Origin of the sequence: Dissulfuribacter thermophilus, assembly GCF_001687335.1 — a bacterium.
GTDB classification, from domain to species: Bacteria; Desulfobacterota; Dissulfuribacteria; order Dissulfuribacterales; family Dissulfuribacteraceae; genus Dissulfuribacter; species Dissulfuribacter thermophilus.
Genome location: NZ_MAGO01000004.1, coordinates 103,819 through 118,574, shown reverse-complemented (window position 1 = coordinate 118,574; position 14,756 = coordinate 103,819). Strand labels below are relative to the sequence as shown.

The 14,756-nt window shown below is 41.1% G+C and carries 14 protein-coding genes and 1 pseudogene; all 15 read right to left on the bottom strand.

Going from position 1 to position 14,756, the window contains the following annotated elements; all coding sequences use genetic code 11:
* Positions 1 to 91: 91 nt before the first annotated feature.
* The gene (locus DBT_RS04575) at positions 92 to 877 is read right to left on the bottom strand and encodes a hypothetical protein (protein ID WP_067616961.1); all 786 of its coding nucleotides are present in this window, start codon (positions 875 to 877) and stop codon (positions 92 to 94) included.
* A gap of 15 nt (positions 878 to 892) precedes the next feature.
* Positions 893 to 1,087 (bottom strand): lasso RiPP family leader peptide-containing protein, encoded by a 195-nt coding sequence (locus DBT_RS04570; protein WP_067616959.1) that lies wholly within the window; start codon positions 1,085 to 1,087, stop codon positions 893 to 895.
* Positions 1,088 to 1,119: 32 nt separating this feature from the next.
* Positions 1,120 to 3,066 (bottom strand): lasso peptide isopeptide bond-forming cyclase, encoded by a 1,947-nt coding sequence (locus DBT_RS04565; RefSeq protein ID WP_067616956.1) that lies wholly within the window; start codon positions 3,064 to 3,066, stop codon positions 1,120 to 1,122.
* Positions 3,063 to 3,512: a lasso peptide biosynthesis B2 protein gene (locus DBT_RS04560; protein ID WP_067616953.1), complete on the bottom strand. Its 450-nt coding sequence runs from the start codon at positions 3,510 to 3,512 to the stop codon at positions 3,063 to 3,065. Before DBT_RS04560 ends, DBT_RS04565 begins: the two co-directional genes overlap by 4 nt.
* Before the next feature lie 4 nt (positions 3,513 to 3,516).
* Positions 3,517 to 3,804, bottom strand: coding sequence for a PqqD family peptide modification chaperone (locus DBT_RS04555; RefSeq protein ID WP_067616950.1), 288 nt, complete (start codon positions 3,802 to 3,804; stop codon positions 3,517 to 3,519).
* A 193-nt stretch (positions 3,805 to 3,997) separates the two neighbouring features.
* Positions 3,998 to 5,014 carry a YeeE/YedE family protein gene (locus tag DBT_RS11750; protein ID WP_083186630.1) on the bottom strand — a complete coding sequence of 339 codons (1,017 nt, stop codon included), beginning with the start codon at positions 5,012 to 5,014 and terminating at the stop codon, positions 3,998 to 4,000.
* 321 nt (positions 5,015 to 5,335) lie between these two features.
* Positions 5,336 to 6,157 (bottom strand): ABC transporter permease, encoded by an 822-nt coding sequence (locus DBT_RS04545; protein WP_083186629.1) that lies wholly within the window; start codon positions 6,155 to 6,157, stop codon positions 5,336 to 5,338.
* Entirely contained in the window at positions 6,154 to 7,041 is an 888-nt protein-coding gene (locus DBT_RS04540) for an ABC transporter ATP-binding protein (RefSeq protein ID WP_244155315.1), read from the bottom strand. The genes DBT_RS04545 and DBT_RS04540 overlap by 4 nt, the downstream gene beginning before the upstream one ends.
* 99 nt (positions 7,042 to 7,140) lie before the next feature.
* Positions 7,141 to 7,764, bottom strand: coding sequence for a VanZ family protein (locus DBT_RS11745; RefSeq protein WP_083186627.1), 624 nt, complete (start codon positions 7,762 to 7,764; stop codon positions 7,141 to 7,143).
* Positions 7,765 to 7,882: 118 nt separating this feature from the next.
* Entirely contained in the window at positions 7,883 to 9,094 is a 1,212-nt protein-coding gene (locus tag DBT_RS04535; RefSeq protein WP_067616946.1) for a nucleotidyltransferase domain-containing protein, read from the bottom strand.
* 167 nt (positions 9,095 to 9,261) lie between these two features.
* Positions 9,262 to 10,503: a glycosyltransferase WbuB gene (locus DBT_RS04530; protein WP_083186626.1), complete on the bottom strand. Its 1,242-nt coding sequence runs from the start codon at positions 10,501 to 10,503 to the stop codon at positions 9,262 to 9,264.
* Positions 10,504 to 11,085: a putative colanic acid biosynthesis acetyltransferase gene (locus DBT_RS04525; protein ID WP_067616943.1), complete on the bottom strand. Its 582-nt coding sequence runs from the start codon at positions 11,083 to 11,085 to the stop codon at positions 10,504 to 10,506. It abuts the gene before it with no gap.
* Positions 11,075 to 11,719, bottom strand: a complete 645-nt coding sequence (locus DBT_RS12190; RefSeq protein WP_161939910.1) for a glycosyltransferase family 4 protein — start codon at positions 11,717 to 11,719, stop codon at positions 11,075 to 11,077. The genes DBT_RS04525 and DBT_RS12190 overlap by 11 nt, the downstream gene beginning before the upstream one ends.
* Before the next feature lie 464 nt (positions 11,720 to 12,183).
* Entirely contained in the window at positions 12,184 to 13,500 is a 1,317-nt protein-coding gene (locus DBT_RS04515) for an O-antigen ligase family protein (RefSeq protein WP_067616938.1), read from the bottom strand.
* A gap of 183 nt (positions 13,501 to 13,683) precedes the next feature.
* A pseudogene (locus DBT_RS04510) lies at positions 13,684 to 14,704 on the bottom strand (IS5 family transposase).
* Positions 14,705 to 14,756: the final 52 nt, after the last annotated feature.

The window sequence follows — 14,756 nt, the reverse complement described above, 5'->3', positions numbered from 1 at the left end:
TGACTTAGGCAGAAGCGTAAGTTTAGGTGGCCGTTTGAGTAACCAGACAGGATATTCTTTCATAATTTCAGCACAAAGTCTAAATCTGCGCTCAGACACCTTTTTGTCTATTTTTTTTATATGATAAGCAAAAAATAGTCCATCCATGAGTTGTAGAAGCCCTGTGTGCCTTGTCAACCTGTTCCAATTGGATCGTGTCAGCTTTTCCCAGAAAGAAAAGTGATCTCAATCTGGTCGGATTTGTTGCAAAATTTGAGGTCATGGGCACTGCACGTTTTTCAACCAAAGGATGAATCCGTTTCAGCGCATCCGCATCTCTGCCCAAAAAATTAATAGCATCAGGCCAAAGTTTCATGGAGGGAAAGCCAGGCATAATCCATGCCCCATTGCTGTCAATCGAGATGGCTGTGACATCGTCGGAAAGGAGTCTTCCTCCTGAGCCCAAAAGATATGCAGTTAAGGTGGATTTGCCATATCCCTTGTCACCCACCAATACAATGCCTGCGCCGTTTATTTCCAATGCCGCTCCATGAATTACTAAAAACCCCCGTTGTTCAAGAAGGAGAGCCATACATGTAGAAGCTATAGGCAGCCGTACAATCTCTCGGTACGCACCAGGAAAGGGTGATACTGTTATTTGATTTCCATTTTTTATCTGAAAGAGGCCTACGTCCTCCCAAAATAGACAACTATATTGTTGAGCGATTTCAAAACGTACTCCTGACAGTCCTCGAAGGCGTGGCGGCCTTCTTTCAGGGCGCTTAAGGATTATTGAAACATCACTTTTTGAAAATCTAGCTGTTTCAAATTCGGGAATGGAAACCTCTGATTCTATATGAAGTCCATAGGCCTTATATTTGTGGTAGTTTTGATGCACGATTAATTGGTACGGTTAGTTATGGTGGGAATGAGAAAAAGTTTTGCCTCCCTTATGATGATAGGGATAGATAAAAGCAGCGTCTGTACCTGGCCCATGTTTGTGACCCAAGGTTAAATTTTCTACTGTTCCAAGGCGGCTCAATATGGGAGCTGAGTATTGTTTACGATTTTCTTTAGTTTTCTTGATATCGTACTCTGTATCTTTCACAGAATTTCCCCACCTACAATCTTTTTAAATTCTTAATGAAAAATATTTTTAGCACTACTGATCCACAGAGTCAACACAAGTATTTTCAATAGGGTAAATGCATCAGATGCAGTAGGGTTTTGATCCATGTTCAAAAAGCCTTCTCTAATCCGTTCTATTTCTTGTACCTGATAAAATTCTTTATGTTCATGCGAAATTTTTTGCAAAAACTGCTGAAGCCTATCTCTATCTCTTACTCGTAATCCGTGTATCAAATTCGCAGTAAAATCACTTTTATTTTTTCTTTTCCTAATAGATTCAGGAAGTATATCCTTTAATGCAAATCGTACTATGTATCTATTCAGTCCGCGATGTAATTTAAGACGTGCTGGAAGATCTAAACAAAACTCAATCAATCTTTTATCAAAATAAGGATATCTGGCCTCAATACCAAAGTTTGATACACATCGATCCAGGACTTCCAGGCCATAGGGCATAAAAGGTTGGTACAGTGCACGGCGGTGGCGTTCGAATTCGCGATCTCCACGGTATGGATCGTTTTTTTTGAAATCTCTCCACCGCTCAATCAAACCAGTTTTCTTTATGAATTCATCATTCAATATGTTATGCCAAGGGGGCTTAATCAGCTCTTGAGATTCCTTTTGCCTTTCGGCTTTAAAGATGTGTAGAATTTGCCGGACGACCTTTGCCATACACTTTATACTTAGTGGCACGCATCTTCGTCGTATGGCAACATAGGCAATTTCCAAGGCCTCATGTAGTGAACCGTCCGTTAGGCAATAACACTCCTTTGCCAACTTGAGCCATTTGAAATCCCCAGCTAGCTCTAATAAAAGCCCTGTCCCGTAGGAAACCGTATTGTCACCGTCATGTCCGTCCAGCATTATTCGGAAACCATTCTCCCTGGCCAAGCCCAGAAGGGCCCGACTCATGAATATATGCGGAGCAAAAAAGGGTTCGTCCTGTTCATTGAGCATTTTCTCTAGCTCAGCAAGGGGCTCTAGGCGGTCTGCATAAACAAAAGTGGTGGGGAGATTATATCTTTCAACTACTGGCATAAAGTATTTTCGTTCATCACACTGGGCTATTTCGTCAAAAATACCTGAAAAGACATGGGGGCCATCGATGCCCTTTTTTTCATAAAGTTCGGCGGCAACACATACAATGGAAGAGGAATCGAGACCTCCGCTCAAATAAGATCCCAGGGGAAAGGCAGAGCGAAGGCGGCATCTGACTGCCTCTGTGAATATATGACGGAACTCTTCAGCATATTCACTATCTCTCTTAATATGTTTTTTAGGTTCAGAGGGTAGTTGCCAGTAAGCACCTTTCTCAAAAATACCATTTCGAATCACACAAAAATGCGCAGGAGGCAGGCGTAGTATCGAACGCCAAAATGTACTTTCATTATCCAAAACTATGGCAGCAAGAAAGTCGGCTATGCGTACTTCATTGATCCTACGCGAGACATTGTTCAGTGCCAAAAGTCCCTTTATTTCAGTGGAAAAGGCGAAAAAATCCCTGGAGGCATAGTAGTAAAAGGGTTTCACCCCCATGTGGTCTCTCGCGCAAAAAAGGGTGCGTTCCCGCGAGTCCCATATTGCAAAGGCAAAATCTCCTAAGAGTCTTTCTGGGCACTTTCTTCCCCATTTTTTATATGCCTTGAGTATTAGCTCACTGTCTGGCATCTGGGATGCCTCCCGTCCCTTAACACCGAGGGATTCAAGCAGTTCTTCACGATTGTCGATCCTTGCATCCGAAGTTATGACCAATCCGGTTGCCTTATCCTCTAGGGGCAGTCTTTCATTTAGGGATTCGGGAGTTGTATGGAGCATTAGGTGCACGAGGCCAATAGGGCCTTTATGCCAGATATTTTTCCCATCAGGACCGCGATGGGCCAGGGCCTTGGCCATTGCCAAAAGCTCTTCTCTGGCTACGTCTCTTCCATCCCAATAACAGATTCCGGCAATTGCACTCATATATCTAGCAGTGAGGCCCCAGACAATGGTTTGAATTTAGAAAGGTTCGGCATCTGCCCCAATATCACCTCTCCATCGAGGGTCAGCCAGGCATGGGCCTCGAGGTCATGTTTTTCTTGCATGTTTACACCAATATGAAACTTGGGATTTATCCCCTGCGAGGCAAAGATTATCTTTCCAGCTAAGGCCTGGACTAGGCAGGTAGAGCCAGGCACTATATGGGCAGCGCGTGAAATCAGCCACGCTAGCCTGGCAACAGAAATCTCTCCAGAAGTGGCTTTGGGATTTTTCAGATATTTTTTTGCCTGTGATTCGACCAAAGCTAGGGTCTTTTTAAAAGGAAATATGGTAAGGGCAAATCGCGTAAATAATATCCAGCCTAAGGAGAGAAAAAAAAGCCTTTTCTCTAGAGGTTCAAGGCATATGAACCTGGATAATTTCCCCATTTGTTCATTCTACTAACTGGATGAGGCCGGCCTCCAGCAGGGCATTCAAAAAAGTTTTTAGGTCCTGACGGCATTGCTCCTCTGTTACATCATATTCTGACAGCATGGAATCCAAAAGGCTTCGAAAGGAAGAGGGTTCTTCAAGTCTTTTCCATATGAACTGGCCTACTTCGTTCAATCCAAAGTACATGCCGCTGTCCATATCGAGTATGACCTCTTCGCCTTCAAGATCCGCCGATATCTTTCCGTCCGTCCGTTGGAAAATAGTCTGGTCAACGATCTTTCCCTCCATTTCCCATCTCCTTTTTGGTTCCTATCATTGTGCATTATTATCCCGGATCATGCAGCTAGCAATTTTGCCGAAGTTGCAACCCTAATTCAAGGTTTCCCCTTATTTGAGGCCTATTGGCTCATTGGTTTTTGACTGAACTGTTTGATGGGGAGCACAATAAATGTGCTCCCCAAGGTATCTAGAAGGCGAGGTGTTAGAGTTTTTTGGGGGTCTTATAAAAGAGTTTACCTGTAATCAGGAATGCAATGAAGACAAATATTGCAAAGGTCCAACTGCTGAGGGCAAGTTGCATTCCCCCTGATATAACATGGCCGCTAGTGCATCCACCTGCCATCCTTGCACCAAATATGAGGATGAAACCACCGATAAAGGCCCAAGTCAAACGTTTTGGAACAGCATCGCCTTTAATAGATGCCCAGCGAGAATGAACAAATGTGATTTTGAATTCCTTTCTCATCACTGACAATACAAGGCTCGCAATCAATGCACCTGCCAAAAAGATCACTTCCCAATGCCCAGGGGCCTGGATCTTTTCAAAATAAGAATTTTGAGTGAATCCGACTATTATATCAGCTAGGTAAGGATAAGAAGTCGATGCACCAATGGGTCGTCCTGTAGTGGCTGAAAGGCAAGCAATTGAATTCAAAATGGCAAGGGCGATTCCACCATAAAACCAACGTAAATTTTTTGCTCCCTCTATTTTGTGAATAAAAAATGCCACTGCTATAAGGCCAGCACCAATGATAAAGGTGAGGACAAAAAATTTCACAGGATCGCTACCATAAAGGGTGTATAATGAAATTTTACCAAGATTAGGCCCTAATATGCCTTGCATGTGTGGGAATAACAGCGTAAATACAAACCCACTTAGTAACCCTCCGAAAATACCAAACAATGCATCTATTGATCCCTGCCCTAGGGATATAGGCAATGTACCTGGGCAATATCCCAAAATGGCCATTCCCACTCCAAACAACAGGCCGCCTAGTATTACTCCACCTGAAATAAAAGGTTTAATGTGATACGTGGCAAGCCCCAGTGCTATTTCCGTGTTCAATAAGATTGCGCCTAGACCAATTGCCACTGCGATGGCTTTTGCAACACTGAAATCTTTCAGCATTGCTAACCCACTGATAACATCATTTCTGTTCAATTTTGAAAGGTAGATGATTGCACCAAATAAGAACCCAAAAAACAGTATTTCTACCATAGAACGCTCCCCCTCCTGTAAGTCGCTTTGTCAAATTGATTTCCGTTAGGAAATGTCCTTTCAGTATAAATCCAGTTTATTTTTTGCGTGAATTGTAACAAAAGGTATAATATTGCTAATCATCTGAAATGTAAAGAAAAAATCTCTTTGTTCTCTATTTGGAGCGCATAATCTGGAATAAAGCAGCTTTGACATGGAATCAACTAGTTTTGGCACTCAAGGAACATTACATTCGGGCTTACGATTATTTTTTGCAAAAATCAAAGGTATTCACATCTGTCTGATCAACTCTAGTTGAGATAGGGAACGTCCTATTACTAATCAATAGTACAACAATGTCCCATCTTTTCGTGCGATCTTCAGTGCATAGGCCACTGCAGCCAATCCGACTCCAAGAAATACTATAGAGAAAAATAGGAGGACCAGGAGCTGGTGCGAAACTTCAAGTATCCCAGCGCCAGTCAACAGGACCTTTCGCACGGCATCTAGCCCATAAGTAAGGGGAATAAAAGCGGCAAATGGCTGAAGCCAGTGGGGCAACACAGATACAGGATAAAACACCCCAGACAATAGCCCGGAAAAAGAACCAAATATCCAGGTCAATGGGTTACCCTGTTTAAACACAATGATAATGGCTGCAGACAAAAGCCCTATGCCTAAAAAGGGCAGTATGGTCAGTATGAGCGATACAGTGAGGGCAGAAAGAGATATTGGTGGAAAACGTACACCAAAGAGGACTGTTCCTGCCAGGAAATAAAAGAGTATGCGTACACTGGTAAAAAGAAAAGAATAGAGACACGATGAAAAGAGAATGAGAGACGGGTGGGTCGGCGTAACGAGTATTGCCTCAAATGTCCCTATGACCTGGGCCTTTCGTACCTCATTAGAAAGCGCATTTATGGAAAACATAAGGTAGTCAGAAAGTGCGATTCCCACCAAGAGAAACGGAAAATAGTTTCCTCCATAGGCAGCTAGAGAGCCTGATCCATTCTGGTCCACAAGTCTTGATATGTAGTAGAACATAAAGGTTGAGGCCAATATCCCTACCAACTGGCTGGCAAATTTGAGGGGATAGCCCATTGCCAGTTGAAGATCTCTCAAGAGAAATGCAGCGGCCTTACGGATCTCTCCAGAAAGGTTCAATTTTCTACCTCTAGCCAGTTTTCATCTCCGGATGACAAAATCCTGAATATCTCCTCTAGTCCCATCTCGATCCTCCTACAGGAATAGACCTTCACCTTTTTTCTGCACAGAAAGGAGATGAATCCAGGGAGCTCATCTGAACCAACCTTTACCCGAAGCACTAGTCGGCTCGATCCCTTTTTCAGCACATCATACGGGTGTTCAATCCTGATTTGGGCCAGGGAGTCGTATTCTATCTCTATTTCATAGGTTTCTTCCCTTGCCAGCCTGTGGCGTATTTCCTCGAGGCTCCCACACGCGACGACCCTTCCATTTTTCATAAAGGCAATCCTGTCACTTACTATTTCTGCTTCGGTAAGATTATGGGTACACCAGATTACGGTCATGCCCTGTTCATTCACCAGGCGATTTCGCGTAAAACGCGCAAGCTCTGAGGCGGCCAGTGGGTCGAGGCTACTGGCTGGCTCATCAAAAAGGATGAGTCGGGCATTGCTCAAAAGTGCCCTTGCGATGGCAAGTCGTTGGCGCTGTCCAGTGGAATAACAGAAAAAACGCCTATCTGCCATGTTGGTAAGCCCTACTGTCTCAAGGGCCTCGTCTATTCTCTTCTCCTTTTCTTTGCCCCAGTGCCCATAGAGAGTTGCAAAGAAGTCCAGATTTTGCCTGCCAGTGAGGCGCCAGTAGAAAGAACGTTCGTTGGTGTTTACAAGGCCTATGATCCTTCGAACTTTGGAGGGATGCTTCTCTACATCATAGCCGCCTACAAAGACCTTTCCCCTGTCTGGTTCAATAAGGGTTGCAAGTATCTTGATAAAGGTGGTTTTACCAGCTCCATTGGGGCCTAAAAGCCCCACAACCTCTGCCCTGTTGACAGAAAGCGACACCCCGTTCAAAGCACTGAAGTGCCTCCTGGGGCGCCCCAGTAAAAGCTTTTTGAGACTCCTTTCCCTAAAAGTCTTATGAAGATCCTTTACTACTAGGATTCAGATCACCGCCTTTTTCTCTGCCCTGCGCAGCAAGCTTATGAACAACAGGAAAAGTACTACCCCACCTGCTCCACCAGCGCAATCAAGCAAAAAATCCAGAAAACTTGCAGTCCTTCCCTTTACAAACAACTGCATCATCTCTGTGGCCCCGGCAAGCATGGCGATGTCAGCAGCCTTCATAAAAGGCGATCTGTCTCTGGCAAGTAGCCAGCATATCCCCCCAAGAAAGCCAAAGAGGAGGGGATGTGCTAACTTGCTTATATTCACTGTCCTGGCAAAATGTGCCAGGGTTAATCCATAAATCTTTTGGATAAAGGCATAAATATCTAATAGTATCGTCATCTTCCAACTTCCAGGCATGGTCGTGCCAATAACTATGGTTACAAGGGTCAAACCAAATAGGAAGACACTGGCCCCACGCCTTTTCCCTGGTCCGGACACATATGCAGAAAAAACCGCTGTAAGGAAAATGGCCCAAAGGGCGAATACCGCCCATGTTATCCAGCTTGGGGCTAAGCTATGGAAGCTCTGATGGAAAGCAAGGTGATCAATATATTGGTGTAGAAAATAGGAGAGGAGGGTAAGGATGGTAAATGCAATAATTTTCCACAGGTAGGTCATTGAGAGGGGTTTTAAAGGATTAATGTTTAATTTTCAAGATTAATATTAAAATTAACAGTTAACGAAATAAAATTTGTCAATTTGTCTAGATCCATAGGTAATTTGTATTATGGAAAAATTATCTGTAAATCCAAATAGCATCTTTAGCTAATTTTTTCATTATAGTGATATTTTTATTTTGTTTTTCAATTTCTCTGAGCATTTCGGGATTCCGCATTAAAATCTGCCAAAGAACACTACAATAATGCCCAAGATGATCCCATAACCTGAGGAGATAAAATAACTTGTTTGTACTGCTCCCTGATACGGTGGGATATTTTTGCGACAAGTACTCAGATGATGGGAAAATCAAACGTTTGAAAGAAGCAAGTTTTTCTCTCCAAGATGCTTCACTCCAAAGCTTCCAAAAATAAATGGAAATTTTCTGTCCGTACTTATCAGAACTTTTATCAAAAATCTGCGTTCGTGCCCAATTCAGAAGCAAAGGATCAAAATTTGAAGATTTAAGCTTTTTGGGTATCTTGTTTGGTACTGGGGTACCAAGTAGGTCATTGGTGAGTTGCAAACAAAGTGCTACGCAATCTCGGACTCCCCATTCATCCGCAACAGCAATTAGTTGATCCCAGTTAATGGCCTGCTCAAAATGGCCAATGGTTGCTTGTAAATCACATAACGCCCTCAAACCTACCTTCTGAAACAGATGATGAAAACCGTTATGCACACATAAATGGACTATCAGATCTTCTGGAGAAAGGCTCATAACCTTTTGCCCAGCTATGGTTGCTGGCTCAGCACGCTGCCAAATTCTGGCCATGTTAATATTTAAATATTGTTCAACATACCAGTGAAGATCCAAGAGAACCGGGCAGTCCTTACTATAATAGCCCGCTCGTAATAAAACCTTTTCGGCCATTGCTAGGTCTTTTTTTTGAAAAAGGAGATCAAAGTCGCATAATTCTCGTGCTCCAATATTTTGATATACGTTTTCTATTAAATAACCCCCTTTAAGGACTATAACCGGGATATCTGCTTGATTTAGAATTTTTAATATTTGGGCTAACGTATGGTATTTTTTTAAATTGATTGCCGAATTATGTAAATAAATTTTATGCAATACTTCTTGAACTTGTGGTGGGATCTCTTTTATAAGATCGCGTTGTTTAAATCGAAGATACAATAAAGATGACACCAGATGACGGTTGGATTCCTTGATAATTTGATACCAAGCATTTTTAGATAAATTACTTATAATTTCAAGGTATTCTTGTCTGTCTTTTTCCCCAAGAAAGGCAAGCAACACTTTGTTTGGTTTGGCAATAACATCATTCATTTTTAAAGATGAAGCTTTAAATTTTACAAGAAGAAATTGAATTCTTTCTGTTTTTAAATAATTAGATATTGTTTTTTTTTGAGGTTGAAATACAAAATTATAGATTTTTTTGATGTTTTTATTTGTTTAGTTATGATGGCAATTTTAATGGTAATCAAATCTAGCATTTATTTGTGTTTAAATTGATCTAAAAAAGATTTAAGTATATTTTCTTTGTTAAAATGCTCCTCAGCATATTCTCTTGCCAGTTTGTATGGTCCTTTGCTTATACTATGTTTTTTTTCTTTAAAAATTCTTTCTATCGCTGTAGTTAAACTAGCAGAATTATCTGGGGGGCAGGTAAAAAAAATGCCTGGATTTTTTGCTGCTAGACGCCCCAATTCTGTGTCTGGTTCTGTGGTCACTAAAGCCAAACCTCCCACAGACAAAATATTTGTTAGTTTTGATGGAAGCACTAGATCTGCCGCATTTGCTCTTTGAATGACCAGGTGAAGATCTGCCGCAGAAAGCATTCCAATAAAAGCGTCTTGAGGTTGTAGAGGAAGAAACATTATGTTTGTTAGGTGCATCCTTAACGCTCGGCTCTGTAAATCTCGCTTTACCGCTCCTTCTCCACATAAAATAAATTTTATCTCTTGATAATGTTTCAGTTTTCTGGCCGCCTCTAGAACTATTTCAAGGCCCTGTTTATGCCCCATATTCCCTGAATATAATATAATAAAATCATTTTCTTTAAGACCATTTTTTTTACGAAATTTTGCAGCCTTTTTTTTGTCAAATCGAAGAATATCGGTATCGGCCCAATTAGGAAAAAGAACAATTTTTTCGGGTGGAACTCCCTTAGCGACTAAACGGTCAGCCATACTATCAGATATTGACGACACTCTATCAAATCGGCGCATTAACCATCTTTCTAGTGTAGCCGCTATTTTTTTAATGCCCTGCTTGCTCAGAAGGCCTAGTTCAAATGCCGCATCTAGTTCGAAATCTTGAATGTGGAGCCAGGCTTGTGCGCAGGTTAGGCGGGCTACAAGCCATGCCGAAGGTGCACAAAAAAATGGTGGCTCGATTACAAAAACCACATCAGGCTTCCAAAAAACATGGCGAAGCATTATAGGCAGGCTACTCACAGCGAAACTGGCCAGATGAACAAGCCGTTTTAAGCCAGTAGGCAATTTCGGTACATATAATGGGCAACGCCAAACATTTACTCCATTGATACTCTCTCTGATATATCGCCACCCAGCATATCCCTTAGCAATTTTCCAGTTCGGATAATAAGGAGGCGCGGTTACAACTCGGACTTCATGGCCTTGTTTTGCCAGCCATACAGCCATATCACCCGTGTATTTGCCTATACCAGTAAGTTCCGGTGCATAATTTATGCCGTAGATGAGAATACGCATCATTTAAATAGAAGTGCGTTTTTTTACAAGCTTAGCTGGGGTACCATAACAAATTGTTCCTGATGGAAGATCATTGAATACAGAACTCCTGGCCCCCACTACTGTACCGTCTCCAATTTTCACTCCAGGGGCCACAAATACATCAGTAGCTAGCCAAACCTGATCCCCTATCACAATTTTTTGATCAAAAATATCAAATGTCGTTTTGGTATAATCATGGCTCGCTGCGCATAAGTAAGATCGCTGCGAAACAACTACATGTTTTCCGATTTCAATTTTTCCTAAACTGTAAAGCACTACATCATCACCTATCCATGAATAATCGTCTATTTTTACCTTCCATGGATATGTAATCTTAACAGAAGGTCTAATTAATACTCGCTTCCCTATTTGTGCTCCAAATAAACGTAATAAAAGGCGCCGCCAACCATACATGAATTGAGGTGACCAAGCGAATAATGTTGCCTGCACTATCCACCATAATTGCACAAACAAAGCAGGCCGCCCCCGAAATCCAGGTGGCAAACGAAAACTAGCTAAATTTTGCCAAGTTGCTTTTTCTAATTGGCATTCATCAATTGGCATCCAAGCCTCTCTTCAATAGTAACTTGAAAGTATTCCAGTCTGCTTCACACTGTCTGCGAACATTTGCATAGCGTTTTCTAGCTGTTTCGGATAGGGCCTTGTAATAGGCTGTATCCTTAATACAAGAGTCTAAAACGGATAAAGCTTTGCCAATAAAATTTTCATTTATGGGAACTATCACACCGGCTTCTGCAACCTGTTCCGCAATGCATCCACGCCTATAGGCTATCACTGGAGTTCCCGTTGCCAAGGCTTCCCACAATACTAATGGTTCGGCCTCATTCTGATATTGAGTGGGGAAGATGAAAACATCAATCGTTGACCAAAATTTTTCTTTCTCATTCCCATAAACAGGGCCAATCCATTGTAAAATGCCTTTAGCTTCTGCAGCTTTTAGTTCGGACGAAAGTTGATCGTCAACGCAAGGGCCGGCTACGACAACTTTTAAAGGCCAGCTTCGATCTTTTATAGCTTTAGCCAATGCAGTTACGATTCCTCCGCCTTTTTCATATGTAAGATTGCTCAAAAAACCAATTGTGCGTACTTTTGGACGTTGCACTGAGCTTTTTTCGATTGGGAATAATGCTCCATTGGACAACACTACTACATTAGGAGCTTGATAACAGGTCTTCAAAGCCTTTCGCATATCATCGCACAACACTACATGGCCACTGTCCTTGCCAGCGGCCCTAATTATTAAACATGTTAGGGGATAAGTTTTGTTTAGATATGCAACACTATGATGATGAAAGACAATACGCATTCTTTTAACTCTGCAAATACATACCGTGATCAAATCGTAAAGCTGTCCCCATCCTCCTGCGAGTGCCAGATAAACTACAGTTTTTCGGTTTCTAGTATTATATCTAAGAAGGCGCCACCATGCTCGTAGCACGGGCAACAACCGTCCCAAGCGTGCAAATAAGGATCGGCTTAACGTTCGGGGAGCTGTATTAAGTTTTTCTATTTTCCAGCCATCGGATTCTAGGCGGTCTAGAACTGCCTGATTAGCCGCAGCCATGCCGTGGACGGGGGGGGGCAATGGGCCAATAAAAATCAAAAGATTCCTCCCAGAAAGTTTTTGTGATTAGCATTTCTTTAAAAAAAAGAGATTTCAGAGGAAGAAATATTAGGTTGTCTAGCATGCAGATGGGCCTCCTTAGTGGCTAAAATATCATTTAGTGCAAGAGCAAGTGCTATTGGAAGCCATCCAAAACGGTTATAAAAAATAGGCTCTTTCAGGCAAATAACAAAATAAACTATAAAACATAAAAGAAGTGCAATTGAGAGTTGTTTTTCTTCGGTAGACTGAGAATTGTTAAAGAGGAATATTAAATGTTTAAAAGATGAATATAAAATTAATACAAAGCCAAACATTGCAATAAAGCCGCATTCAAAAAGTACCTTCAGAAAAATATTATGGACTTCATATCCGGTTTCATTTAATTTTTTACCTATTCCTTCGCCAATCAGTGGGTTATGGAAAATACGTTCAAGGGCTACCCTATAGGTTAGAAGGCGAGAGGTTAATGTCGCATTCCTATTATTTAAGTTAGTCTCACGTTTAAAACGTTGAGCTATGGAATATTTATTATACTGTGCCTGATGAAGTAAGAAAATCCAGCACGCAAGTATTCCTAGGCTAACAACAATAATTTTCTTTAGCCTTGCCCCCTTTAATATTGTCCAAACTAATAGGGCAACGCCAACAGCAAGTAGTGATCCTAACGACTCAGATACATATAGGCCGGCTAAACAACTTATAAATATAAAGAGAAAAACGAGTAGCTGAGTTTTATTTTGCTTAGTAAAGTCCCTTATTGTGTTCCACAAATAAGAAAAGCCCAAAATAGTTCCCATTCCGCATGTTGCCCCAAATTGGTTAACATGATCAGCCATTCCTTTAGGCCGCTGCCATAAATATTGTGGATTTTCAAACACCCCATACACAGCGCTAATGGCACACGAAATTCCAAAGCATATTAAGGCAAATTTTACCTGAGAGGGGGTTCGCAAAATATTCATACTCAACCAAAACCAAATTAAAATAAGATATAAAAATTTTACCGCAACTATAGTAGAAAATTTTACAAGATGGCTATCATCAACAAATAGCAATGTCAGAAATAAATTTATAAGAAATAGATATACGCCAATTGTCAGACCATTTGGGATATTATATTTTATTTCTTCTGATTTTATAGTAATGTTGATTAGTGCAAATATTAGAGATATGAAAAAAAGATAATCAGATAAAGTTGTTGAAAAAGCAGGTCTAAATATCATTTGAGCTATAGTTAGGCAGCCTAGATAATAGAAAATACGTGGAATTTTTATTGCAAGTGAGCTCATTTGTTTCTTAAAAATGTTTGGTATCTTAAGGGATTCATTTTCCAGATTTTGTTCAAAACACATAGAAGGTTTTCTTTTTTAAATTTTGTGGGTACCTCTAGGAATTCATTTATTTATAAATTTGCCTAAAAAGATGTCCTACAACTTTCTGTACATCACTGTGAGATTAATTTTTCCACACGATTCATTATTTTCATGCCTCATTTTATTTTAACTGAGGCCTAGCCGAGAAAGTTTTCTAACATATTACCCCGTTCTGGATACTAGTAGACTATATTGATCCAAGTTATAGGATAAATTCCTTAACTCTATCTTGATCCAGGCTCGCGCTAATCCTATGGTTCGAACAATCAGGGTCCCGGCTCTTTGAAGGTGGACTCCAAATACGTGTTCTATTCTGGAACGTATCCTAGATTTCGTCCGGTTCCCTCGCTTCTCTTTTTGGGTCAGTTTGGCATACCGACAGCTCTTCCGCTGAATGTATTCTTTAAATCCATTCAGATACAGGTACAAAAGATTCTTCCTGCTTCTATAGGCAAAGTCAGCCCATACCTTGCGGCTTGTGTTATGATCATGCAAAATATCCTTCAAGACTTGACCGTCATGTACAGAGGCATCTGTCACTACAAACTTTCTGATGAACTTATGCTCTACATCTATGGGAATATGGTTCTTGTACCCAAAATATGCTTTCCCATGTTTTCTAGTCCAACGAGCCTCTGTGTCTTTCTGCCTATTCATGTTTTCAGACAAGTCAGGATTCTTATCTCCTTTCTTTATCCCAGCATTTTTATTACGTGTATTCCGCTGCTTCGGAACAGACACTATACTGGCATCTACAATCTGGCCCTTACGAGCCTCAAAACCGTGCTCTATTAAATAACTGTCAAATTGCCTAAAGAGATCCATCAGTATGCCGGCCTCTTTGAGGCGTTCTCTGAATAACCATATGGTCTTGGCATCTGGAACACGATCTCCAATACTAAGATTCAAAAAACTCATAAAAGAAAGACGGTCCAGTATCTGGGCCTCTGTGGCATCGTCTGATAGATTATACAAAGACTGCAATATCAAAATCTTGAACATAAGCACTACATCAAATGGCCTGCGGCCAGCCTTTGATTTCCTATTCGGATCTCTTACCTTCTGTAAGATGGGCCTGAATATCTCCCCATCTACTACCTCGTTAAGTCATTTAAGAGGATTTCCGTTTTTATCGATCTTGCTAAACCTACGTATGTAGATCAAACATTCCTATTAGCTTCATTGAAATACTCCTGAAATCTTGTATTTTCAGGAGGCTAGTACACATTGAACCT